Consider the following 19426-nt stretch of genomic DNA (forward strand, 5'->3'; position numbering starts at 1 on the left):
GCACGAGGGTCAGTTCGCCGCCAGTTCCGCCAGCACCTGTTCGTAGGTCTCCTCGACCGTCGCGTCGTCGACGTCGTAGTTCGCGAGCTCGTCCTCAACCCGGGCGCGGACGTTCGGCGCGATCGAGCCGTCGTTGTTCTTCCGGACGAACCCCCGGTCGATGACCTCGCTCATGTCCTCGTAGTGGGTGCCGCTCGGGTCGCTCTGGAGGCCGAACGTCCGCTGCGCCCACGCCTTCTGGCTGCTCACCGTCTGGCCGTGCGCCTCGATGTACTTCAGGAGACGGCACTGGCGCTCGTTCAGGTTCGCGGCCTGACTGAGGAGACGGTCGACGGCCTCCTGCTGGAACTCCGTCATAATCGAGCCCTCGACCGCCGACGATGTCTGCGGCTCGTCGCCGGCGTTATCGGTCGCGGTCCCCGCGTCGGTCGGCGGAGCCAGGTCGACGTCGACGTCGAACGTCTCGACGAGCGCGGCGACGTCCTCGCGCGCGCCCTCGAACGCTGACCGGAGTTCCTGCACATCGGCCTCGAGGTCAGCGACGCGCTCCTGCAGGGCCTCGTTCTCATCGAGGAGGTCGTCGCGCTCGGCCTGGACATCGTCGAGTTCCTCCTGGAGGCGAGCGCGCTCCTCCTTCAGCTCGTCGACCCGCGTCTGGAGTTCTTGAACGCCCTCGCCGACCTCCGCCGCAGCACCGCCGCCGGCGCCGCCGTTCCCCGAGCCGACCAGACGCTCCATTGCGTCCGAGAGCTTGTCGACGTTCGCGAGCTCCTCCTCGAGTTCGGCCTTCTCCTCGCGGAGCCGCTCGTTCTCCTCCCGGAGGCGTTCGAGCTCGTCTTCGCGCTCCGACCGGCGTTCGCGTTCGGCCGCGACCTCCGCCTGGATGTCCTCGAGGACGTTGCTCAGTTCGTCGGGGGTGTCGGGGAGCTCGAAGGACTCCTCGCGAGGGTCCGGCGACCGGCGCTTCCGGACCTTCGTCGGCCCCACGAGGTCGCCGTCGGTGATGGACTCGCCGCGCGCGAGGATCTCCCCGGTGGCGAGGTTCGCGAGCTCGTCCTCGGAGCAGCGGAGGGCGTCGGCGGTCCGGTCGACGTCCTCGTCGCCCGGCTTGTGGGCGATGTAGTCGTCGCAGAGCTGGATCACGCCGTTGTGGAGGAACGCCCGGCGCTGGTAGCCGGACACGACGGAGATCCCCTTGTTTCCTCCCTCCGTCGCGACCTTGATGAGCTGGCCGCGGCACCGCTTGACGTGTTCGTCGAGCTCGGGCTCGGGGGCGGAGTTCTTCGGCGCGAGGTAGTGGACCTCGTCAACGACCAGGAGGCTCTTCGTCCGGTCGCCGCTGCGGTACTTCTCGTGGGCGCGGTCGTTCAGGCTGCGGACCGCGCGGGCGGCGGCCTCGTGGACGCGGGAGCCGTCCTGCTCGTAGTCGGCGTACGTCGAGACGTCGAGGAGGATTTTCATGCCGCGGTCGAGAACCCAGTTGCCGAGCTGGTCGAGGTCTTCGAGGCTGACCGCGAGGTCGACGCCCTCTTCGTCGCGAGCGCCGACGACGACGATGTCTTCGTCTTCGAGGCGGACGGTGGAGAGTGCGCCGAGGCGCTCGATAATCAGCGTCGGGATTGAGACATCGGCGAGGTCTTCGAGGATGACGGCGAGCGTGTTGCTTTTCCCGACGCCGCTGGTGCCTTCGACGCTGAGCCTGAAGTCTTGGGTTTGGACGGGGTCGAACTGGACGTCGCCGAGGGTGACTGTGCTTGACGGGTTTTCGGTTTCAGGTGTCGTGCTCATTGGTGGCCTCCTCGACCTCGTCGACGATGAGTTCGAAGACCTCCGGGAAGTGTTCGTGGAGGAAGTCGAGGTCATCGCCGAAGCGGTTGCGAACGCGGTTGCGGACGGTGGATTCTACCTTGTATCGGTAGTTGTCGGAGACATCGGCGTCTCCGGCGAGGATTTCGCGTTCGCGGTCGGTGAGAAGGGCGCGCCCTTCATCTGCCATTACTGGTGGTGTTCCACTGGTGGACATATATTCCTCTGGTTGCAGGCACGGCTTACGCCACCAAGTAAGTTACGCTACAGAGTATACACTACTTAGGGTGTATACTCTATAGAGTAAGTGTTAAGTGGGCGGGCGTTGTAGACGTAACTGAGCACGGGACGCGGCCACAGAAGTTGGCCCGGCGCGCTGGAACGCGCCTGACCGTGCTGGAGCAAACCAGCATGTCGACCAACGCATCCGGCGCTCAAGAAACCAGCGCCACCGACCACAGCATCGAATCAGAGCTCGAAGGCCCGTTCGTCGAACCCCCAGAGCAGGGCGGCGCCCTCTACTGGCGGTGTCCCGACTGCGGGCGTGAAATCCTCGACGGTCACGAACACAACCTCACCCACGCAGCCGACTGCCGGCTCAAGAGCACGGAGACGACGACCGACTCGAGTGAACTGGAGGTGAGCGCGTAATCATGAGTGACTTCGACATCGAACAGATTCGGCGGACGCGCGACGATGCACTCCACCGCGGTGACGACTCAACTGTCGACTGGTGCAACAGCCTCCTCGCTGAACTCCACGACGGTGGTGTGTGATGACCGACGACCAGCCCCAGCTGCACGTCGGCGACCACGTCCACGACCAGGAGAGCGACGACAACCAGCTCCTCCTCGTCACCAAACTCCCGACTGAGACCGCCGCGAACCACGCAATCCGAGACGGCCAGACCGTCGCCGACTACAATCCCGACTACCCCGGCGACGACCCGGTCGTCGAAGTCTGCTACGTCGACCGGACACAGACGAAGCTGGATCCGTCGAAGAGCTATGCGTTCCCGCGGAGTCGGTTGGAGTTGGTGCAGCCGATTCACGAGCGCGAGGGCGATGGGCCGGGTGGACTCCGGCTTGACGACCTCCCCGATGATGCCGGCGAACCACTCCAGGAGGGCAAGTGATGACGTTCAACGCATTCGCCGAACACGAGGTCGACGGCGATACCCGAATCGCCGTCGGCCGGAACCGCCACGGCGAACCGCTCCTCGTACTGGACGGCCCGGACGGCGTCACGACGAACGTTCGGTTCGACAGAGCGACAGTCACGGACTACGGCATCGAGTTCCGACTTGAGCCGCGGACCGGAACCACATACATGTCGGCGTCCATCAACGGCCCGCCCGAGGAGTATGGTGCCGTCGGCGAGTGGGTGCTCGACCACGACGGCGAGAGCGTCGGCCAGCGGGGGGAGACCTAATGCCGAACACGTTTGTCGGCGACGGCCGGCTCGTCATCGCTGACGCCGACACCCGCACCGAAGCGATGACATCGGGCGCGTGGATTGCCTGCGTGAACCCGGAGGAACTCCAGCTATGAGCTCCGCCCACCCCACTACGTCCGCAGAAGTCGACCGCCTCCCCTGGACGGAGCGCACCGTCCGCGCCGCCGGCGAGTGCATGGTCGTCCACGAACCAGCCCCCGGCCTCTACGACGTCTACTCGGAGGACGGGAGCCGGTATCGCGTCGAGCCCGACCTCGGCGCGTGCGAGTGCGGCGACGCCCAGTACCGCGACCCCGAACACGGCTGCAAGCACCTCCGCCGGGTGCGGCTCGCCATCGGCGCCGCCCAGCTCCCCGCGGGCTACCAGGGACGCATCGACCCCGTGCTCGAGGACCGCCTCGCGGTGACCCACGGAGGGCAGGACTGATGTTGTCCTTCGCCGACCCCGAGACTCATTTTCGAATCGTCGAGAGCGACACCCCAGTCAGCGTCGACGGCTTCGCGAAGGGCGAGCCGACGGGTGAAATCGAGTGCCTGGAGTGTGGCGCCGTCCACGTGAACATCGACGATATCCCGCACGACGCTGAGTGTCCGAATCGGTTCGCGCATAGTCGGTGGTACGCGGGTGCGATGATGAGCGAGTAGGCTACTCTTCGGGAGTGGGGCCGCGGATCATCAAGTTTTCTTGGAGGACCGGAAGCTCCAGTTGAAGTTCTATTGTTCAATACCCTCCCTTGAAACATCCGTTAGGTGAGTGTGCTTACTGGCTTTTTGCCGATCCCAATTTCTGTTCAAAGTCTGCGCCAGAACTTTGTCACAGAAAATATTACTATCACCTGATGACTCCGACTGACCGACAGCAACAACTCGATAAAGTTCTTGAACACCTTTACGACGAATTCATCGACCCACAACCCCACACATTCTATATTAGCGCTGGACACGCGGTTCAGCAAATTGAGGACATCCTGAACGTTGACAGCCGGGAAGCACAAGATGTCTGGCAACTATTCAAAGACCGTTACGTAAGTGAGCGACCGACGAAGAACAGCGACCTACTCTCCCACGAGGGTATTGAGCGAGTGGATGAAATACGCGACGACGTTCCCGTCGACGAGGACTTTCAAGAAGAACTTATAGACTATCTCCACGACTATTATCTCGAAAGCCCAAGTCGGCCTGCCGTTGAGCGCGACCAAATCCTTGCCGACTTTGATGCCTCGGAAACAAAGATTGACCTCAATCTATACATTCTGAAAACGGCCGGCTGGGTAGAGACGAATAGTCAGGTGGGAATTGGAGACGCAGGTTACAGAAGTGCCGAAATCACCGAAATTGGCCGCAAACAACTGTCTTAAATTATAATTCCGACTGTCAACACAGGTGTGGCGGGCCGGAATTGCAGGGGGCCTTTTTATCACCAGACCACCTCACCGCCTGATATGATAACCGACCCACGGGTCTTCGAGGACGAACATCTCCCGCGGGAACTCAAACACCGGGAAGGCGCGAAGCGCGTGCTCGCGAACGCCTTCGAGCCCGCCCGGCAGGGCGAGCGCGCCGACGACGTCCTTCTCTCCGGCCCCAGCGGCGTCGGGAAGACCGTCCTCGCACGCCACACTCTCACCGAACTCCAGACGCACGCCGACGTCCATTACGCGCACATCGACTGCCTCGGTTCGACGACGGCTACCATCCTTCGCGATGCTCTCGACGCCTACCCCCAGCCCGTGGATGTCCACCGCGGCACGCCGCTCGACGAGCTCGTCGAGACCGTCCAGGACGTCGTCACCCAGCCCTACGTGCTCGTGCTCGACGAGGCTGATGACCTCCCCGAGAAACAGATTCCCGAACTCGTCGCCAGTCTCCCGCACGTGTCGGTGGTGGCGATTTGCCACAACGCAGAGGAGTGGCTCGCCCGCGTCGACGATGGCTTCCGCCAGTCGATTGGCGCCCACCAGGAGGTCGACCGGTTCTCCGTCGACGAACTCGCGGACATCCTCCATGCCCGTGCTCGCGAAGGGCTCACTCGGGGCGCAGTCTCACTTGACCAGCTCCGGTGGATCGCCGACGAGGTCTCCGGTGTCGCGCGCCGTGGCATTCAGAGTCTCCGGTCGGCGGCGCTGCTCGCGGAAGATCGACATGGCGGCGCGATTCGAGATGCGGACGTCGACGACTGCTTCAGCCATGCGCGTCAGCGTATCCGCCGGATGAACCTCCGCAGCCTCCCCTACCACCACCAGGTGCTATACGCGATTATTCACGAGGGGGCGCCAATTGGGTCGGACGAGCTGCATCGCCGCTACGATTCGCTCTCGGAGACGCTATACGGAGGCCAAGAGTTGACGCCAGTCTCGAGGCGGGCGCGGCGGACGAAGCTCGCGAAGCTCCGCGAGTACGACCTGGTCGAGCACACCGGCCCCGATCACGACCGAACGTACGTAGTCTTAGATGAATCTGTCCGCCCCCGCGTTGAGATTCGGACCGCATACTGACGACAGCGAGAATTGGTATGAAGACGGGGGAGGTGTCAGAGCCGGAAACTTATTCTGTTTGGTGCCGTATGTCCTGATGTGATGCCCCGCTACGTCCATCGTAAGGTGGCTGAAATCCGCGAAAACCCTGAGCGAGGTGAGGAAATCCGCCTCCTTGTAGGGGTTCGTGGAGCCACTCAAGATGTGGTCGAGCGGGTTCGAGAACTTAACGGGGAGGTTGTGGAAGAGCTCCCCTTCGACAGTCTCGTGGTCGTTCTTTCGGAGCCCCAAGTTGACAGCCTCTGCAATACGCCCTCTGTTGAGAGCGTGGAGCTCGACGAAGGTATGGAGACTCTCTCGGGAAACTGAAGCCTCCTGCCGGTGTAGAAAATCCCGACCACTTTCGAAAGTGGGTCTTTACCCGACACGCGACCGAAATTAACCACCTTCCGCCCGATCAATCATCTGGCGAGTTTATCTCGATCGGGATTATTGATTCTGCCTATCAATTCCCGTCTGACTGGGAGATAACGGCGGATGAGCAGCGGAACTTTATCGCCAGTTCGACGCCAGATACGACCGGTCATGGTAGTCAAGTAGCAGCTGGCATCAACTTCTTCGCACCAGATGCGGTCTTCAATCTCTATCGCGTAGTTGCCGAAGATCGGAACTTCCGGCCGAGCAATTATCTAAAGGCGCTTGACGCAGCGCGTTCAAACCATGTGGACATCATCAATTCTTCGGCGGGAATTCATCACGATGACTGCCGGGGGCGTTGTCGAATCTGTGAAGCTGTTCGAGATGTCGAATCGGATGGGATTCAAATTGTAGCTGGTGCGGGGAACACGATGGATCCCGATGAAGGACTCTATTGTCCGGCGCGCACTCCCGAAACTATCAGCGTCGGTGTCTACGAAGCTCTCTGCACCAACGAAGTCCAGCTAAGCGGCCGAGGAATGAATCGACCAGTCCACACTGCAGACCCGCCGGGGAGTTACAGAGTCCCGTACGCCGGTGATGGTACTGAAGAATGGGCTCCGACAAAGCGCTATTGTGGAGGGACGAAGTGTTTCGGATCTCAGTCCTGCGAAACCCACCGTACTGAACAGCTATGGGCTGGAAACCCCTCTAACGAAGGCGATATTGATGTTTTCGCACCAGGAACCATGGTTCAGGTGACTGCGGATAGAGAGCCGAAAATGGATATTGGGACTAGCTTTTCAGCCGCTATCGTTTCCGGTGCTCTCACCGCTATTCTTGGCGAGCTCCATGGATCCCAGCCACTACCAACGACCAGCGAAATTAAGAGAGAATTCTCCCAAATCTCATCGACAGTCGGGTCTACCCAATTCCGGAAATTCAACTCTCTCGAACTCTTACATCTTCTCCAACGATAGCATCACCAACCGCCCCCGGTTCTCTTGGGGTCGGAAGTACACCCCCTCTTTACACTCTCTCCTGCCGTCCCGTCCCTTGTATGCCGCAGACGCTTGAGATGTCGACGTTCGACGGCACCGACGTGGAAATCGAACTCGTAAAACCCCTCCCAGGGGGCGGTCAGCGTATCGATGTCACCAGCGAGGACGGCCGCCGCTGGAAGCTCGACGTCGACCGGAACGGCGGCATCGACCCGATCACCACCTGGCGGCACGGCACGCTCGCCGATGTCGACATCCCGGACTGGATGGGGGACGTCATCGCACAACTCCAACGCCGCGGATAGGGTCGGAAATCCACCCCCTGTATATGGAGCGGGGAACAGTAGAAGAGAGCGCGATGATGCCCGTGATGCAACTACTCCGATTCGGAACTGTGGTCGACCAGCTGTGGCGGCCGGATTTCGATGTTGGGAGTGCGTTTCTCGACGAGCGCATCGAAGTCGTCGGCCTCGTCGTACTGGTCGGCGAGGACGAGGACGGCGCCGCCCTTCGGGGTGAGTTCGTAGAGGCCGGTTCCTTCGACGGGGCCGACTTTGTCGACGAGGCCGTAGTCGGTGAGCTGGCCCATGCGCTGGTTGATGTAGTTGCGACTGCGGTCGATTCGGGCGGCGATGTTGGCCGCGAGGTTCCGCCCCTCGAGGAGTGTTTCGAGGATGAGGCGGTCGGTGGGCATCTGCAGTCGCATCGGTTCGGGCAACGTCGCAGGCATATATGTTACCAACGGTATGATGGGATAAAGAACCACCGGCAACCCAGCCGCGCCACCTAACCAGCGGTATCATTAAGTGCTCGGGCTCCATCGTTGAGAGTGGAAGCCGTGGTCCTCGCGGGCATAAGGAATGCCCGAGGTGCTGAGACACCTCGGACGCGGCTTCCTACCTCCCTACCCTGGGATTTCAGAAGCCATGTCGAACGAAAACAGCGGGCGTAATAAGAATACGCCCAATGAGCCAGTCGAATCGAATGGCCGCACGGAGCGGCCGGTGAGCACTCTGCGGAGCGATAGTTCTCACGAGAAACAGCGTCCGGCAGTTGTCGGAAAAGGGACGAACGGTTGTTCAGGCCAGAGGGTTCGCCCAGTTGGACAGTACGCCGTCCCGGCGCAAAAACAGGGTGGTCTCTAAATGTCGCAGAGCACCGCGCGCGCCATCACCGACCCGACCACCGACCACCTGCATCCACGCGACATCGCCGTCACCCAGGAGCTCCGGCTCGCCCTCGACGACGACCGCGACATCGAAGTCATCGTCGAAGACGTGCAAGCGAACGCCCAGCCGGAACGCACTGAACTCACGCCGGACGGCGACGAACTCCACTACCCCGGCCACATCCGAGTGCGCGCGACAGTCGCCACCACCCGTGGCGACCTCGGGACGTGCCGGAACGGCCGCGAGTACGACCACGCCCGCATCCGATACACCCGCAAGACCAACGGCGACGACCCAGACAGCGAAGAACTCGTCCTCGAAGGCGCAGCGACCATCCACGGCGACCGCGACTACCAGCACATCGCCGGCATCGCGGAGATCGAGACACTCGGCCACGCCCACATCTCCCGAGGTGACGCCTGATGGCGGACATCCACCGCTCGCTCGCCCGCGTCGACTACCACTGCCGGATGTGCAACACCGAGTTCGACGACCGCGACGAGCTCGAAAACCACGACTGTCCCGAGGCGGACGACGCCGGCGTCGACGACGAGGACGACGAGCGCGGGCCGGCGCCGCTCGTCACCGACGGCACCGGCGCGTACCTCGACCTGGAAGGGCCGCACAAATGCGACCTCTGTCAGACCGTCCACGACTCGCTCGACGAGCTCGCCACCCACCCGTGCACGCCCAGTCCGCCAGTGCCGTCCGGCGCGAGGAACGTCGCGCTCAACGGCCCGGGACCGGTCACCCGCGGAGGTGGTCGATGATGCCCGAAGCGTACTGCACCGACTGCAGCTGGGACACCTCCGGCGACCACATCGAGGTCACCGACGAAATGGAGGAACACGCCCAGAAAGAACACCACGACGTCAAGTTCGGAACGCCACCCGTCGCCGACGGCGGTCTCGAACGGGCTGACCCCAGCGAGGTCGACCGCGACTCGGTACTTGCGCTCGCGGACTGCCCGAATTGTGGCGAGAACTCGCTCGGCACGGCACGCGTTGAGAACGCTGTCTACATTGCGGCCTGTTCAGGTTGCGACCACGAGGTTCGCCATCCGGTCATCGCGACCGATGACGGCCACAAGGTGCGAACCGACCTCGTCCCCGAGGATGTCCCTCTCGCCGTCGCTGATGGAGGGACGTGCAGCGAGTGTGGGGCGAGTCTTCCCGAGGAGATCGACGAAGGGACTGGTGTGTACTGTTCCGAGTGCGGCCACGGCCAGCTCGTCGCTGACGGCGGGTTGAGCTTGGACTGCCGGTTCGTCGCCTCTCAGTCTGGAACCGTCCACGAGCGCGATGAGTGGGCCGGTGACGCCCACGACTACGAACACCACCCAAAGTGCGGACAGCGCCTTCCGCCCGAGTCTAACTGGCAGCGAGTCAACGCCGACAGCCCCGAAGACATCGCAGACCGTTTCGATCTCCGGTTCTGCACGAACTGCTTCGAGAACGCGAACCAGCTGAACAAGCGCCGGCGCGCTATCACCGACGGCAGCGGGTCGAAGTACACGAACCCGACGGGCGACGGCTACGAGGGCACGTACCGGGTGCGCTCGCGCGGCTGCAGTATCAACGTCGGCACGCTCGGATTCACCCCCGGCACCGAGTTCGCGGCCATGAAGCCCGACGAGCGCACTCTCCGCGTCACCACCCACGACCGCCCTGATGCCTACGACACACGGCCTGAAGCCCAGGCGAACGGCGACCTCGCCATCGGCCAGTTCGTCACCCACGAACTCGGCCTCAACCCTGGCGACGACGTGCGTGTCTACCGTGTCAGCGACCACACCCTCGACATCGTCCCCGCCAAGGACGACCCACGCCTCGAGGACGACTACGAGGTGCCCGACACGGACGGCGAGTGGGGCGTCGAACAGACCGCGCTCGACGGCGGTAAACCGAGCGGGCAGACGACCGTCGACGGCGGCATCTTCCGCGCCGGAGGTGACTACCGCGATGACTGAGTACGAGTTCGCCTCGACGACGTTCAGCGCGGACGAGACCGTCGACATTCCGGACGCTGCGGTCGGTGTTACGGTTTCGACGTTCGGCGACCTCGACGAGCACGGCGTCATCACCGCGCGCTACCTCGTCCCCACGGACGGTGGTCGCGATGACTGACGTCCGAGTCCGAATAGACGGGCGCGAGTGGACGCCCGAGAACGAGGACACCGCGGAGTACGACGCCATCCACTGCGCGGCCGGAGCCGTGCTTGCCGGCGCAACTGAAGTCCAAATTTTCAACGACAGAGGTGACGACGATGACTGACCGATTCTACAACGCGAGCATCGCGTCCGCCGGACACACGAACGCCGGTGTCGGCGACCAGACGACCAGCTGCCAGCACGGCACGCCGGGCTGTCCCGGCCCGAACTCGAGTACGGGGCTTCCGTGCGCGAAATGCTTCCTCTCGGGTGATACCGATGAGTAACGACTATCTCGCCGTCTTCCTCTACCGCTGGGACGACTCCAACGACGTTCGGAGCGCGAGTACGGTCTCCTTCGGCGAGAAACGCCAGATAAAGCAACACTATCCGAGCACGGTGATCGGCGTTGCGACGCGTCCGGTCGGCGAGACAATCGACCACACGAGTTGCTCACCCGACTTCGAGCCAGAGTGCCGCGAGGAGTTCGAGGCGCACGTCGAGCACGTCGCCGACGATGTCCGCTGGTTCGAGACCGCGCTTGACTGCGAGAAGTCCACCACTGACGCTTCGGAGGGTGGTGCGTGATGGCGGCGAAATCGTTCGATGTCGACGACGCGGTCGCGCACACCGACATCGATGACGACACCCCCGTCGGTGTGCTCCCCGACCTGGAGGACGCCCGCGCACACCTCCTCGCCACCACCGACCCTGTCGAGGCCGCGTGCAACGTCCACACCGTCACCGACCTCGACCCGATGACCGTCGGCGACCTCGACGACGTGGAGTTCTGTCTGAACTGTCTGCGCCGCGGTCACCACAACGTCTTCGGCGGCACCACGCCCGACGACGTCGACATCCACGTTGTCCTCCGCGGCCCCTCCACGACGGTCAAGCATCGCCTCGACCCCGACGCCACCGAAGACGACCCCGAACCCGCGTGCGCCGCCCAGCCCGTGACCGACCGCACCTGGACAGCCCTCCACCCGCGTGCGACCATCTTCTACCGGGGATGCCGCCACTGCTTCCCCGGCCTCACAGGTGATGACGATGAGTAACCCCGACCGTGTCGCGCAGATGAACGAATACCGAGAGGCCCGCGAGTACGCCCGTCAGGTCCGGGAGAACGCGCTCGAACTCGACGACCTCGTCGACGAACTGCAGTGGGTCGCCGCCGGCGGTCGTGGCGCCCCAGACCCCGAGAAGTTCCAGCGACTCGTCGAGGCAACCCAGCGGCTGTGCGAGGACCTCGCCGAAATGGACCTCCCCGACCCACGCGAAATCGGGGCCACGGAGTCGACCGGCCAGGAGGACGCAACAGAACCCGCGCTTTCAGAGGCACGGCCTGCAGAGACGTCCTCCACCACGTCGACTGACGATGACGCTACCGACACGGCGTCAGACTCCACCCCCGACACGGCCGACGAGACCGCTCGGAAAACAACCGCAGACCACGTCATCGATGCACTCGACCAGAAGGGAGAGCTGCCCTCGAAAGAGATTGCGTCCCCCCTTGACGTGACGACCGCTGCCGTTCACCGCGTCCTCCGAGAACTCAAACAGGAGGGCCGCATCACTGCCCGGCAGGATCCCGAGGACGGCCGCCGGAAACTCTACTCCCTCACCGACACCGACGACCGTGACGACGAGGGCGACGAGGACGCGTCCACTGGGGGTAACAGCACGGACGCCTCCGCGACCGACCTCGAGGTCACCGACGTCTCCGCGGCCGTCGACGAAGACACCGCCAGTCCTGACACCGACCTCCCGGATGGCGTCACAGTCGACGATATCGAGGCTGCCGCCGAGGAGAACGAAACGCTCGGTGAGGTCGCTACCCAGCTCGACCTCACGCCTGGCCGAGCGCGCGTCGTCCTCGTCCACACCGACTGCTACGGACAGATTCGCGACATCACCAATTCTGGAGGACACCCATGAGCACGAGCACCGACACCAACGGCCTTTCAGACGAACAGCAGGCCGCCTTCGAGCGGCTTCGCGACCACTACGACGGCGACATCCTCGGCGACGTCTGCGCTCAGGTGCTCGAATCCAGCGAGGCCGCCAACTCATGAAGCTCGTCGCGCTCCATCATCGACGGCTGGGACTCGACCGTCCGCCGCGCCGTCACCAAGTCCTCGCGAACAGCGGGGTCATCCTCCTCGATGGCGCGCTCGTCGAAGAGCTCGGTCACCCGCTCAACGAGATCGCGAGCGTCCATGTCCAACGCCTGATTGCAGTGAATGCACCAGTCCCCGTCCCCCGGCGTGTCCTTCCCGCAGCGCGGACACGGCACCGGCGCCGCCTCATCGTGGTCGTCCTCGACCTCAACGTCCTTCCCGTGGAGCTGGGCGTAACTCTTCTCGAGCGACTCGTCACCCCACTTCGCGTTATAGCGCGCCGTATGCTCACTCCCCCGCTTCCGACCTTGCCGATCCTCAATCTTCGAGGGATCCATGCCGCGGATGATGAGCCAGCGCGTGTTCGACTTCCGGAAGTTCGTAGGAGTCGCGTCCTTCGAGACGTCGATACGGCTGGCAGCGCGCTTGAAGATGTCGAGAAACCCGGAATAGGACGGCCGTTCGGAAGTCGAGAGTTTCGACCAGAGATAGTCCTCAGGACCGCCCGGGTGTGCAGTCAGCCACCGCTGAACCCACGGGATAGCGACGAGCAAGTGGACTGTTCGCTCCCCGCGTTTCCCGTCGACCTGGACGCCGGTCGTGTGTTCAGCGGTGAAGATGTCGCGGACCTGGAGGTCGTAGAGCTCTCCACCGCGGAGCCCGCCCTCAAACTGGAGGGCGATGAGCGCGGCGTCCCGCGGGTTCTGCACACTCTCTATCATGGGGCGGACCTCGGACTCCCAGAGCAGGAGGTCGCGCTCGGACGGCACCGGGTCGAAATCGTTCGACGTGCCGGTCGGAATCCACTCCAGGCTCTCGGGCGGTTCGTCCATCTGGAAGAGGTACCGGCCGAACGACCGCAGCGCCGTCCGGTAGTCCTGATTCGTGTGCTCGTTCGAGTACTCTTGATGAATCCAGCGGACGAGCGCCTGGGCTGCCCCACGCTCCTCGAGGGCGAGTCCGAGGAGTCCGTTTTCCGCCAGGAGGGCTTCGATTTCGTCCTCGTCGTAGACCGTCTCCCCGGGGACGTCCTCGAAGTCGCTGGGTTTCGGGGGTTGGGCGAGCGTGGCGATTCGGACGTTGTGGCGGAGGAGTTTCAGATGACGATGGTCGCCGATTTCGCTCGGCACGAGAAAGATATGATCAGACATACGCAGCAGCAAGTCCCGATCTCGTTCGTACTGGACGTACTGTTCGCCGGAGTCGAGCTTCCGGCGGAGCACATCGACCTGGTGGCGGGGGTCGGCGTCCGTCATACCACCCCCGAAACGGGCTGGATTTGTAAAGACCCACTCGGCTTCCGGCCCTTGGCTTTTCTAACTGAGTTCGTGAGTCGGTAACTCACTGTAGTCGTGTTTGCACGTACTGTTGAGTGGCGACGCTACGCGGTAGTTTTCGAAGCGTGAACCCGGGGGGAGAGTGTGTGCGGAGACGGGTCGTGAGACGGAGTGGTTATTCGAGGCCGGTCTGGGTGTCGTCAGAGTTCTCGTAGCGGCCGGAGAGGATGTCGTATTCGCTGAGCATGTAGGCGTTCCCGAGCCCGAAGAGGGTGAGTGCGCCGATGGCGAGTCCGGGGAGGGAGCCGGAGCCGGTGTTCGGGATGAAGGGGTAGGAGAGCGCTTGTTCTTCGACGATGGTTTCGGAGTCGGGGACGACGCCGGAGCCGACGCTGTCCGGGATGGAGCCTTCGGTGGCGGGTCCGCCGGGTTCGCCGACGACGAGGCGGGCGACCATGCCGAGCGTTTTGTGTGGGACGCAGTAGTAGTCGTATGTGCCCGCTGTTTCGAAGGTGTGTGTGAAGGTCGCGCCGTCCTCGGTGAGCGTGCCGCTGTTCCAGCTTGCGGCGCCTTCGGGGATGCGGCGGACGGACGCGCTCGGGTTGTCCGTGGTGTAGGAGGTCGCGCTGTGGTCGCCGGACGCGTTCACCCACTGGACGGTGTCGCCGGGTTCGATGTGGAGGCCGACGGGGTCGAAGTAGTATTCGCTGCTCTCGGTGTGCATCTCGACGACGTACGGGTCGTCTTCGGTGCCGCTTCCTTGCCGCGGGTCGCTGCCTTCGCCGTCTTCTTGGGCGGTGGCCGTGGTGCTGGTGAGCGCGAGTGCGCTCGTCCCGGCCGTGCCCGCGAGGAATTCCCTCCTGTTCATGATTAGTGTGTCCGTGTGGACCGTTCTAGTTGGGTTTGGGGCGGGGAGTGTTGAAGTGGTTTCGGTTGGGCGGCCGTCTCACGTTCGTCGTAACCGAAACAACGATGTATGTCTCTCCCAATTTCCCCACTAGAAGTCCAACTATCGACTGTCGTCCGGTTTCCGGGCGGCGTCATGGACACGAAGCTTGATATGAGACGGGAAACCGCTGTCATCGTACTGCTCATCAGCGCCGTACTGGTGCCGATGTGGTTCGTCGCTCTGGCGAGCGGCGGCCACGCGGGGGGCGAGGAGATCGCTCTCCAGCCGGCGCCGAACAGTTCGCTGAACCCGACCGGGTACTTCATCGACGCGCCGACCGAGATTAACGTCAACGTCGCGGGCGTGGTGACCTGGCTGGGTCTGTTCGGACTGTTCGGGATGCTCTTCGCGAGCATTCGGTTCGCGCACCGCGTAGGGCGTTCGGGTGAGCCAATCGAACCGACCGATGGAACAGACCTCGACATCCCCGGGTATCTCGAATCCGAGTACCGGAGCGTCGTCGCGTACTGGCCTGCGAAGGCGAACTTGACCGGCGTGTGGCTCGTCGGCGGGTTCACGTTCGCGACCGTTATCTTCGCGGCGTTGTTCGCGAGCGAAGTGTTCGGCGCGGCCCGCCACCAGTTCCTCGGATTCTACGGGGCATTGTTGTGCGTGTGTCTCGCGGAGACGGTGTTGCTCTACTACACGTACTTCATCCCAAGCATCGATGTTGCGGAGGAACGCGACCACTAATGTCCACCAACGACGACACCACGACGGCGGATGCGGAACAGGAACCGGAGTCGGAGCCGGAGCCGGAACCCGAGCAGGTCGGCGAACGCGATGCGCTCGTCGAGACGCGACGGAACGCGGCGAAGCTCTTCGCGGGTATCGCCGGGTCGGCGGCTATCGGGGCGTTCACGGTGAACGCGCTCACCGGTCTCGATTCCGCGGCTGTTACGGACGCCGGTTCTTCGCTCACGTATGAGACGATGTACGTGAGTGGAACGCGTCTCGTCGACCAGGAAGGCAACCCCCTCGGTATAGACGCGATTCAGGCGGGGAGCGGGGACTCGATGACTGTGTTCCCCGAAGCGGAGGGCGGCGGGGCTCTCACTGGGGCGGGCCAGACGGCGACGCTCCTCGTTCGGTTCGAGGACGGCCAGTACAGCGAACCGACGAACGTCGACGGGACGGTCGAGGGGTACGCGGCGTACTCGAAGGTGTGCACGCATGCGGGCTGCCAGGTGAGTCAGCGTGACGGGCAGCAGTTCCTCTGTCCGTGCCATCAGAGTGTGTTCGACCCCCTGAACGGGTGTGAGGTCGTGGGTGGTCCGGCACCGCGGCCGCTCCCCCAGCTCCCGATCGGCGTGACGGAGGAAGGAGACCTCCTGATGGCGACCGGTCACTTCGAGGCGCCCATTGGGGCGGGAGGCGGAGAGTGATATGAGCACGGAGACAGACCAGCAACCCGCGGAGGGGACGGCGTCGGAGGACGAGAACCCGAGCCGCGTCTACCGCTGGCTCGACGACCGCCTGGACCTCGGGGATACGTTCCTCGGGAAGGCGTTCCCGGAGGACGCGTACGGTTCCTTCCTCCTCGGTGAGGTGAGCCTGTTCACGTTCGTCATTCTCGTGTTGACCGGGACGTTCCTCGGCTTGATTTACACGCCGAGCACCGTTCCCGTCGAGTATACGGGCCGGGTCGCGGCGTACGCGGGCACGGAGGTGCCGGCGGCGTTCGCGTCCGTCCTTCAGATAACGTACGGCACGCGGTTCGGGATGACGGTACGGATGGTTCATCACTGGGCGGCGTTCCTCTTCGTCGCCGCGATGGGGCTCCACATGCTCCGCGTGTTCTTCGCGGGCTCCTATCGGAATCCCCGCGAGCTGAACTGGCTCGTCGGCACCGCGCTCATCTTCCTCGGCATCCTCGAGGGATTCCTGGGGTACGCGTTGCCGTTCGACGAGTACAGCGCGACGGCGACCGGTATCGGGTACGAGATCGCTGGAACGATCCCGTTCATCGGCAAGCAACTCCAGTATCTCGTGTTCGGTAGTGCGTGGCCCGCGGGCGCGGAGACGGTTATCCCGCGATTGTTCTTCATGCACGTCTTCCTCGTGCCGCTCGTCATCGGCGGTCTCATCGCCGTGCACATGTTCCTGCTGATCCGACAGAAGCACACGGAACAGAAGGGCGAGCGTCACGAGACAGCGAGCGGGCCGGACGACGACGACCAGGGTTACGTCGTCGGCACACCGTTGTTCCCGAATCAGGCGATGGTGACCATCGTGGTGTTCCTGATGACGTTCGGGGTGTTGTTCCTGCTCGCAGCGTTCTTCCCCGTTCAGCGCCTCCCAATCTGGGGGCCGAACGACCCGACGACGACACCGGGGAACGTCGGACCGGACTGGTACTTCATGTGGGTGTTCGGCGTGCTGAAAATCATTCCCGCCATTCCGTTCCACGACGCGATTTCGAGCGCGCTCGGCGGCATCGCCGTCGGTGAGTTCGTCGCGGGCGTTATCGTTCCCGGTGTTATCGCGACCGTGCTCGCGCTCTGGCCGTTCATCGACTACTCGAAGCACGAGGTCCACTTCACGGCCGACCCGCTCGACCGGCCGTTCCCGACTGCAGTCGGCGTCGGCAGTATCGCGCTCATACTGATGCTGTCGATGGCCGGGATGAACGCGACCGTCGCGACGGTCGTCAACGGGCTCGTCCACTGGGCGGCTCCGATTCCGGTACTCGGCGGCTTGTTCACGTTCGTGTTCACGACGCCACCGGTTACGACGGCCGAAATCACGTTCCCGCTCCAGGTCGCGACAATCGGCGTGCCGCTCGTCGAGGGAGCTATCGTGTACGTGCTGCTCTCCCGACGCAAACGCCGGAAGAGCGTCGAGGACTCGAGCGAGGCGGCTGCCGAACACGCGGCGAGCCAGGACGACTGATGGTCTCGCTGACCCCTCGGGCGTATCGCGCGCTCGACGCGGGGTCAAAACTTCTCGGACTCCTCCTCCTCACCGCCGCACTTGGCGGTGCCGCCGGCGCGTACGCGATTCCCGTCGCACTACTCGGACTTGTTATCGGTCTTCTCACCGTCTTCGTCGACGTCGAGGAGTCGTGATTCGAGTTCGTCCGCGTCCACGCGGTACTTGAACGCGGGCTTGCCGTCGACGAACACGTACGGAACGCGCTCGCCGTACGACTCTCGTAGCTCAGGGTCATCGTCCACGTCCACCTCCACCACATCCACGTCGACGCGCACGCGTTCACGAACCGACTCGATAGTGTCGACGACGTCCTCGCAGAGGTGGCAGTCCTCCCGCGAGTACACGGTCACCCGAACCGACATACACCGGCGTACGCGCCGCCGCCCGTTAGCGCTTGCTAAAACAGAGACTTACGCGGTCGTGTGCACGAAGTACGCCAACCCCAGCCCGATGACGATAGCCGATAGCGCACCGAGTATCTGGCCGGCCGTAACGACCACGCTGTTCGCGTACTGCCACGGCATCCCGACGAGCGTCCCGACACCCATCAAGGCGACGAGCACACCCACAACCACACCGAGGACGTCGAGCTCGTCCTCGAAAACACCGATATCGAGGTTCATACCCGCTACCTCGAACTCGACGACAAAAGCCCTACCGGAACACCGACACCACGTCCGTCCCACCAACGGCTATCCTAGACGCGGGCCGGCCAGCGATGTGAACTGGGCGAGACGACCTCACTTCGTCGCCGAACCGTAGCGCGTTTCGGCTGTCAGCGAGCGCTTCGCTCTCGACTCGTTCGGCTGCGACCCGCCGCGTCCAAATCGCTGACCGCTTCACTCCTCACCGTTGTTCGTCGCAGAAGCGGGCCGGGCGCGATTTGAACACGCGACCGTCTGGTTAAAAGCCAGACGCTCTGCCGAACTGAGCTACCGGCCCTCATCCCCATCTGGGTGCTGGCGTGGTTAAACGTTTACCATCCGGCTAGTCGTCGAGGTATGCGTCGAGGGCGTTGGCGACGATAGTTCCGGTGTCGGTGTCGGTCATGGCGGCGCGACGGCGGAGGTCGCGGTAGGCGTCCGGTGGGAGGGTGAGGGTGAGTTCACCGGGGGTGACGCCGTGGTCGCGGAGCGCGTCGTCGAGGCTGCGGCCGTCGTTCACGTCGCTCGCGACCTGGCGGACCTGGCGGACGGTGAGGTCGTTGTCGAGAACGGCCCACGCGAGCCGGTAGCGTGCGTCGCCGCCCACGCGCGCGATGTGTTTCGCGGCGGTTGGCGGGATGTGGCCGAGCGCCACGTGCCGGCGCACGGGCTGCGGGAGGTCGTGAACGCGCGCCCACTTCCGGACGAACGGCACGGTCACGTCATCGCCGGCGCGTTCGGCGGCGGCCTTGTAGGACTGCTCGGATCGGACAAGCGCGGCGCACGCGGCGGCGCCGCGGAGCATCGCGAGGTGGTCGTCGCCCAGGTCGCCGTTCGCGAACCCGCGGACTGCGTCGACGGCGGCGGCGACGCGTTCGGGGTCGTCTGGGTCGAAGGAGACCGCGTTCGCGGCGTGGTCGCCGACGACGCGTTCGTCCCCCCGGATGACGGGTTCGCCGACGGGTGATTCGCGGTCCGTCGGCGGGAGGTCGTCCGGCGTCTCGGTCATACCCGGTATAGCCGTCGTCCG

At 63.8% G+C, this 19426-nt stretch carries 32 protein-coding genes and 1 tRNA gene; 24 read left to right on the plus strand and 9 right to left on the minus strand.

Annotation, left to right across the window (positions count from 1 at the left end):
* Window positions 1-9: 9 nt before the first annotated feature.
* Together U3A55_RS11995 and U3A55_RS12000 are read right to left on the minus strand one after the other, a co-directional pair.
* Window positions 10-1788: a hypothetical protein gene (locus U3A55_RS11995; RefSeq protein WP_330991738.1), complete on the minus strand. Its 1779-nt coding sequence runs from the start codon at window positions 1786-1788 to the stop codon at window positions 10-12.
* The gene (locus U3A55_RS12000; protein WP_330991739.1) at window positions 1772-1996 is read right to left on the minus strand and encodes a hypothetical protein; all 225 of its coding nucleotides are present in this window, start codon (window positions 1994-1996) and stop codon (window positions 1772-1774) included. Before U3A55_RS12000 ends, U3A55_RS11995 begins: the two co-directional genes overlap by 17 nt.
* A 221-nt stretch (window positions 1997-2217) precedes the next feature.
* Between U3A55_RS12000 and U3A55_RS12005 the strand changes: the two genes are divergently transcribed.
* From U3A55_RS12005 to U3A55_RS12050, 11 genes are all read left to right on the plus strand, one after another.
* The gene (locus U3A55_RS12005; RefSeq protein WP_330991740.1) at window positions 2218-2457 is read left to right on the plus strand and encodes a hypothetical protein; all 240 of its coding nucleotides are present in this window, start codon (window positions 2218-2220) and stop codon (window positions 2455-2457) included.
* A gap of 2 nt (window positions 2458-2459) precedes the next feature.
* Window positions 2460-2582: a hypothetical protein gene (locus U3A55_RS12010; RefSeq protein WP_330991741.1), complete on the plus strand. Its 123-nt coding sequence runs from the start codon at window positions 2460-2462 to the stop codon at window positions 2580-2582.
* Window positions 2582-2941 carry a hypothetical protein gene (locus tag U3A55_RS12015; protein WP_330991742.1) on the plus strand — a complete coding sequence of 120 codons (360 nt, stop codon included), beginning with the start codon at window positions 2582-2584 and terminating at the stop codon, window positions 2939-2941. Before U3A55_RS12010 ends, U3A55_RS12015 begins: the two co-directional genes overlap by 1 nt.
* Window positions 2941-3237: a hypothetical protein gene (locus tag U3A55_RS12020; protein ID WP_330991743.1), complete on the plus strand. Its 297-nt coding sequence runs from the start codon at window positions 2941-2943 to the stop codon at window positions 3235-3237. Before U3A55_RS12015 ends, U3A55_RS12020 begins: the two co-directional genes overlap by 1 nt.
* Before the next feature lie 115 nt (window positions 3238-3352).
* Window positions 3353-3688, plus strand: coding sequence for a hypothetical protein (locus U3A55_RS12025; RefSeq protein ID WP_330991744.1), 336 nt, complete (start codon window positions 3353-3355; stop codon window positions 3686-3688).
* The gene (locus tag U3A55_RS12030) at window positions 3688-3906 is read left to right on the plus strand and encodes a hypothetical protein (RefSeq protein ID WP_330991745.1); all 219 of its coding nucleotides are present in this window, start codon (window positions 3688-3690) and stop codon (window positions 3904-3906) included. Before U3A55_RS12025 ends, U3A55_RS12030 begins: the two co-directional genes overlap by 1 nt.
* Window positions 3907-4100: 194 nt before the next feature.
* Window positions 4101-4619 carry a hypothetical protein gene (locus U3A55_RS12035; protein WP_330991746.1) on the plus strand — a complete coding sequence of 173 codons (519 nt, stop codon included), beginning with the start codon at window positions 4101-4103 and terminating at the stop codon, window positions 4617-4619.
* A gap of 84 nt (window positions 4620-4703) precedes the next feature.
* Window positions 4704-5756, plus strand: coding sequence for a Cdc6/Cdc18 family protein (locus tag U3A55_RS12040; RefSeq protein WP_330991747.1), 1053 nt, complete (start codon window positions 4704-4706; stop codon window positions 5754-5756).
* Window positions 5757-5837: 81 nt separating this feature from the next.
* Window positions 5838-6104, plus strand: a complete 267-nt coding sequence (locus U3A55_RS12045) for a hypothetical protein (RefSeq protein WP_330991748.1) — start codon at window positions 5838-5840, stop codon at window positions 6102-6104.
* A gap of 185 nt (window positions 6105-6289) precedes the next feature.
* Window positions 6290-7132, plus strand: a complete 843-nt coding sequence (locus tag U3A55_RS15290) for a S8 family serine peptidase (protein ID WP_442978311.1) — start codon at window positions 6290-6292, stop codon at window positions 7130-7132.
* Between the two features lie 80 nt (window positions 7133-7212).
* Complete coding sequence (locus U3A55_RS12050) at window positions 7213-7458, plus strand: hypothetical protein (protein ID WP_330991749.1); 246 nt, start codon at window positions 7213-7215, stop codon at window positions 7456-7458.
* Window positions 7459-7529: 71 nt separating this feature from the next.
* Here the strand turns inward: U3A55_RS12050 and U3A55_RS12055 are convergent, their stop codons facing one another.
* On the minus strand, window positions 7530-7883 hold the full coding sequence (locus U3A55_RS12055) for a hypothetical protein (protein ID WP_330991750.1): 354 nt from the start codon (window positions 7881-7883) through the stop codon (window positions 7530-7532).
* A 415-nt stretch (window positions 7884-8298) separates the two neighbouring features.
* On the opposite strand from U3A55_RS12055, the gene U3A55_RS12060 reads away from it, so the two are divergent.
* From U3A55_RS12060 to U3A55_RS12105, 10 genes are read left to right on the plus strand one after another with little or no spacing between them, the layout of a single operon-like run.
* The gene (locus U3A55_RS12060; protein ID WP_330991751.1) at window positions 8299-8745 is read left to right on the plus strand and encodes a hypothetical protein; all 447 of its coding nucleotides are present in this window, start codon (window positions 8299-8301) and stop codon (window positions 8743-8745) included.
* Window positions 8745-9092, plus strand: coding sequence for a hypothetical protein (locus tag U3A55_RS12065; protein ID WP_330991752.1), 348 nt, complete (start codon window positions 8745-8747; stop codon window positions 9090-9092). The genes U3A55_RS12060 and U3A55_RS12065 overlap by 1 nt, the downstream gene beginning before the upstream one ends.
* Window positions 9092-10291 carry a hypothetical protein gene (locus U3A55_RS12070; protein WP_330991753.1) on the plus strand — a complete coding sequence of 400 codons (1200 nt, stop codon included), beginning with the start codon at window positions 9092-9094 and terminating at the stop codon, window positions 10289-10291. The genes U3A55_RS12065 and U3A55_RS12070 overlap by 1 nt, the downstream gene beginning before the upstream one ends.
* The gene (locus tag U3A55_RS12075; protein ID WP_330991754.1) at window positions 10284-10448 is read left to right on the plus strand and encodes a hypothetical protein; all 165 of its coding nucleotides are present in this window, start codon (window positions 10284-10286) and stop codon (window positions 10446-10448) included. The genes U3A55_RS12070 and U3A55_RS12075 overlap by 8 nt, the downstream gene beginning before the upstream one ends.
* On the plus strand, window positions 10441-10596 hold the full coding sequence (locus U3A55_RS12080; protein WP_330991755.1) for a hypothetical protein: 156 nt from the start codon (window positions 10441-10443) through the stop codon (window positions 10594-10596). The genes U3A55_RS12075 and U3A55_RS12080 overlap by 8 nt, the downstream gene beginning before the upstream one ends.
* Window positions 10589-10759, plus strand: coding sequence for a hypothetical protein (locus U3A55_RS12085; RefSeq protein WP_330991756.1), 171 nt, complete (start codon window positions 10589-10591; stop codon window positions 10757-10759). The genes U3A55_RS12080 and U3A55_RS12085 overlap by 8 nt, the downstream gene beginning before the upstream one ends.
* The gene (locus U3A55_RS12090; RefSeq protein WP_330991757.1) at window positions 10752-11060 is read left to right on the plus strand and encodes a hypothetical protein; all 309 of its coding nucleotides are present in this window, start codon (window positions 10752-10754) and stop codon (window positions 11058-11060) included. The genes U3A55_RS12085 and U3A55_RS12090 overlap by 8 nt, the downstream gene beginning before the upstream one ends.
* On the plus strand, window positions 11060-11530 hold the full coding sequence (locus U3A55_RS12095) for a hypothetical protein (protein WP_330991758.1): 471 nt from the start codon (window positions 11060-11062) through the stop codon (window positions 11528-11530). The genes U3A55_RS12090 and U3A55_RS12095 overlap by 1 nt, the downstream gene beginning before the upstream one ends.
* The gene (locus tag U3A55_RS12100) at window positions 11523-12410 is read left to right on the plus strand and encodes a MarR family transcriptional regulator (RefSeq protein WP_330991759.1); all 888 of its coding nucleotides are present in this window, start codon (window positions 11523-11525) and stop codon (window positions 12408-12410) included. Before U3A55_RS12095 ends, U3A55_RS12100 begins: the two co-directional genes overlap by 8 nt.
* Window positions 12407-12547 (plus strand): hypothetical protein, encoded by a 141-nt coding sequence (locus U3A55_RS12105; protein WP_330991760.1) that lies wholly within the window; start codon window positions 12407-12409, stop codon window positions 12545-12547. The genes U3A55_RS12100 and U3A55_RS12105 overlap by 4 nt, the downstream gene beginning before the upstream one ends.
* Here the strand turns inward: U3A55_RS12105 and U3A55_RS12110 are convergent.
* Together U3A55_RS12110 and U3A55_RS12115 are read right to left on the minus strand one after the other, a co-directional pair.
* On the minus strand, window positions 12511-13848 hold the full coding sequence (locus U3A55_RS12110) for a tyrosine-type recombinase/integrase (RefSeq protein WP_330991761.1): 1338 nt from the start codon (window positions 13846-13848) through the stop codon (window positions 12511-12513). The two genes, U3A55_RS12105 and U3A55_RS12110, sit on opposite strands and share 37 nt — an antisense overlap.
* Before the next feature lie 196 nt (window positions 13849-14044).
* Window positions 14045-14737, minus strand: coding sequence for a plastocyanin/azurin family copper-binding protein (locus U3A55_RS12115; RefSeq protein WP_330991762.1), 693 nt, complete (start codon window positions 14735-14737; stop codon window positions 14045-14047).
* A 192-nt stretch (window positions 14738-14929) separates the two neighbouring features.
* Here U3A55_RS12115 and U3A55_RS12120 point away from each other — a divergent pair, with 192 nt between their 5' ends.
* From U3A55_RS12120 to U3A55_RS12130, 3 genes are read left to right on the plus strand one after another with little or no spacing between them, the layout of a single operon-like run.
* Window positions 14930-15511, plus strand: a complete 582-nt coding sequence (locus tag U3A55_RS12120; RefSeq protein WP_330991763.1) for a hypothetical protein — start codon at window positions 14930-14932, stop codon at window positions 15509-15511.
* Window positions 15511-16203, plus strand: coding sequence for a QcrA and Rieske domain-containing protein (locus U3A55_RS12125; RefSeq protein ID WP_330991764.1), 693 nt, complete (start codon window positions 15511-15513; stop codon window positions 16201-16203). Before U3A55_RS12120 ends, U3A55_RS12125 begins: the two co-directional genes overlap by 1 nt.
* Window position 16204: 1 nt before the next feature.
* Window positions 16205-17710, plus strand: a complete 1506-nt coding sequence (locus U3A55_RS12130; RefSeq protein ID WP_330991765.1) for a cytochrome b — start codon at window positions 16205-16207, stop codon at window positions 17708-17710.
* A 119-nt stretch (window positions 17711-17829) separates the two neighbouring features.
* On the opposite strand, the gene U3A55_RS12135 is transcribed toward U3A55_RS12130, so the two are convergent.
* The 4 genes from U3A55_RS12135 to U3A55_RS12150 all read right to left on the minus strand — a co-directional run bounded on the left by U3A55_RS12135 (window position 17830) and on the right by U3A55_RS12150 (window position 19405).
* The gene (locus tag U3A55_RS12135; protein WP_330991766.1) at window positions 17830-18114 is read right to left on the minus strand and encodes a glutaredoxin family protein; all 285 of its coding nucleotides are present in this window, start codon (window positions 18112-18114) and stop codon (window positions 17830-17832) included.
* A gap of 48 nt (window positions 18115-18162) precedes the next feature.
* A complete protein-coding gene (locus tag U3A55_RS12140; RefSeq protein WP_330991767.1) occupies window positions 18163-18375 on the minus strand; it encodes a hypothetical protein in 213 nt (70 codons plus the stop codon).
* A gap of 245 nt (window positions 18376-18620) precedes the next feature.
* Window positions 18621-18694 (minus strand) — tRNA-Lys (locus tag U3A55_RS12145).
* Window positions 18695-18739: 45 nt separating this feature from the next.
* On the minus strand, window positions 18740-19405 hold the full coding sequence (locus tag U3A55_RS12150; protein ID WP_330991768.1) for a DUF7119 family protein: 666 nt from the start codon (window positions 19403-19405) through the stop codon (window positions 18740-18742).
* Window positions 19406-19426: the final 21 nt, after the last annotated feature.

The sequence above is a fragment of the Salarchaeum sp. III genome (assembly GCF_036418315.1).
GTDB lineage: Archaea > Halobacteriota > Halobacteria > Halobacteriales > Halobacteriaceae > Salarchaeum.

Coding starts and splice junctions, on each gene's coding strand:
- U3A55_RS11995 (WP_330991738.1), bottom strand. CDS start 1,788: ATGAGCACGACACCTGAAACCGAAAACCCGTCAAGCACAGTCACCCTC.
- U3A55_RS12000 (WP_330991739.1), bottom strand. CDS start 1,996: ATGGCAGATGAAGGGCGCGCCCTTCTCACCGACCGCGAACGCGAAATC.
- U3A55_RS12005 (WP_330991740.1), top strand. CDS start 2,218: ATGTCGACCAACGCATCCGGCGCTCAAGAAACCAGCGCCACCGACCAC.
- U3A55_RS12010 (WP_330991741.1), top strand. CDS start 2,460: ATGAGTGACTTCGACATCGAACAGATTCGGCGGACGCGCGACGATGCA.
- U3A55_RS12015 (WP_330991742.1), top strand. CDS start 2,582: ATGACCGACGACCAGCCCCAGCTGCACGTCGGCGACCACGTCCACGAC.
- U3A55_RS12020 (WP_330991743.1), top strand. CDS start 2,941: ATGACGTTCAACGCATTCGCCGAACACGAGGTCGACGGCGATACCCGA.
- U3A55_RS12025 (WP_330991744.1), top strand. CDS start 3,353: ATGAGCTCCGCCCACCCCACTACGTCCGCAGAAGTCGACCGCCTCCCC.
- U3A55_RS12030 (WP_330991745.1), top strand. CDS start 3,688: ATGTTGTCCTTCGCCGACCCCGAGACTCATTTTCGAATCGTCGAGAGC.
- U3A55_RS12035 (WP_330991746.1), top strand. CDS start 4,101: ATGACTCCGACTGACCGACAGCAACAACTCGATAAAGTTCTTGAACAC.
- U3A55_RS12040 (WP_330991747.1), top strand. CDS start 4,704: ATGATAACCGACCCACGGGTCTTCGAGGACGAACATCTCCCGCGGGAA.
- U3A55_RS12045 (WP_330991748.1), top strand. CDS start 5,838: ATGCCCCGCTACGTCCATCGTAAGGTGGCTGAAATCCGCGAAAACCCT.
- U3A55_RS12050 (WP_330991749.1), top strand. CDS start 7,213: ATGCCGCAGACGCTTGAGATGTCGACGTTCGACGGCACCGACGTGGAA.
- U3A55_RS12055 (WP_330991750.1), bottom strand. CDS start 7,883: ATGCCTGCGACGTTGCCCGAACCGATGCGACTGCAGATGCCCACCGAC.
- U3A55_RS12060 (WP_330991751.1), top strand. CDS start 8,299: ATGTCGCAGAGCACCGCGCGCGCCATCACCGACCCGACCACCGACCAC.
- U3A55_RS12065 (WP_330991752.1), top strand. CDS start 8,745: ATGGCGGACATCCACCGCTCGCTCGCCCGCGTCGACTACCACTGCCGG.
- U3A55_RS12070 (WP_330991753.1), top strand. CDS start 9,092: ATGCCCGAAGCGTACTGCACCGACTGCAGCTGGGACACCTCCGGCGAC.
- U3A55_RS12075 (WP_330991754.1), top strand. CDS start 10,284: ATGACTGAGTACGAGTTCGCCTCGACGACGTTCAGCGCGGACGAGACC.
- U3A55_RS12080 (WP_330991755.1), top strand. CDS start 10,441: ATGACTGACGTCCGAGTCCGAATAGACGGGCGCGAGTGGACGCCCGAG.
- U3A55_RS12085 (WP_330991756.1), top strand. CDS start 10,589: ATGACTGACCGATTCTACAACGCGAGCATCGCGTCCGCCGGACACACG.
- U3A55_RS12090 (WP_330991757.1), top strand. CDS start 10,752: ATGAGTAACGACTATCTCGCCGTCTTCCTCTACCGCTGGGACGACTCC.
- U3A55_RS12095 (WP_330991758.1), top strand. CDS start 11,060: ATGGCGGCGAAATCGTTCGATGTCGACGACGCGGTCGCGCACACCGAC.
- U3A55_RS12100 (WP_330991759.1), top strand. CDS start 11,523: ATGAGTAACCCCGACCGTGTCGCGCAGATGAACGAATACCGAGAGGCC.
- U3A55_RS12105 (WP_330991760.1), top strand. CDS start 12,407: ATGAGCACGAGCACCGACACCAACGGCCTTTCAGACGAACAGCAGGCC.
- U3A55_RS12110 (WP_330991761.1), bottom strand. CDS start 13,848: ATGACGGACGCCGACCCCCGCCACCAGGTCGATGTGCTCCGCCGGAAG.
- U3A55_RS12115 (WP_330991762.1), bottom strand. CDS start 14,737: ATGAACAGGAGGGAATTCCTCGCGGGCACGGCCGGGACGAGCGCACTC.
- U3A55_RS12120 (WP_330991763.1), top strand. CDS start 14,930: ATGAGACGGGAAACCGCTGTCATCGTACTGCTCATCAGCGCCGTACTG.
- U3A55_RS12125 (WP_330991764.1), top strand. CDS start 15,511: ATGTCCACCAACGACGACACCACGACGGCGGATGCGGAACAGGAACCG.
- U3A55_RS12130 (WP_330991765.1), top strand. CDS start 16,205: ATGAGCACGGAGACAGACCAGCAACCCGCGGAGGGGACGGCGTCGGAG.
- U3A55_RS12135 (WP_330991766.1), bottom strand. CDS start 18,114: ATGTCGGTTCGGGTGACCGTGTACTCGCGGGAGGACTGCCACCTCTGC.
- U3A55_RS12140 (WP_330991767.1), bottom strand. CDS start 18,375: ATGAACCTCGATATCGGTGTTTTCGAGGACGAGCTCGACGTCCTCGGT.
- U3A55_RS12150 (WP_330991768.1), bottom strand. CDS start 19,405: ATGACCGAGACGCCGGACGACCTCCCGCCGACGGACCGCGAATCACCC.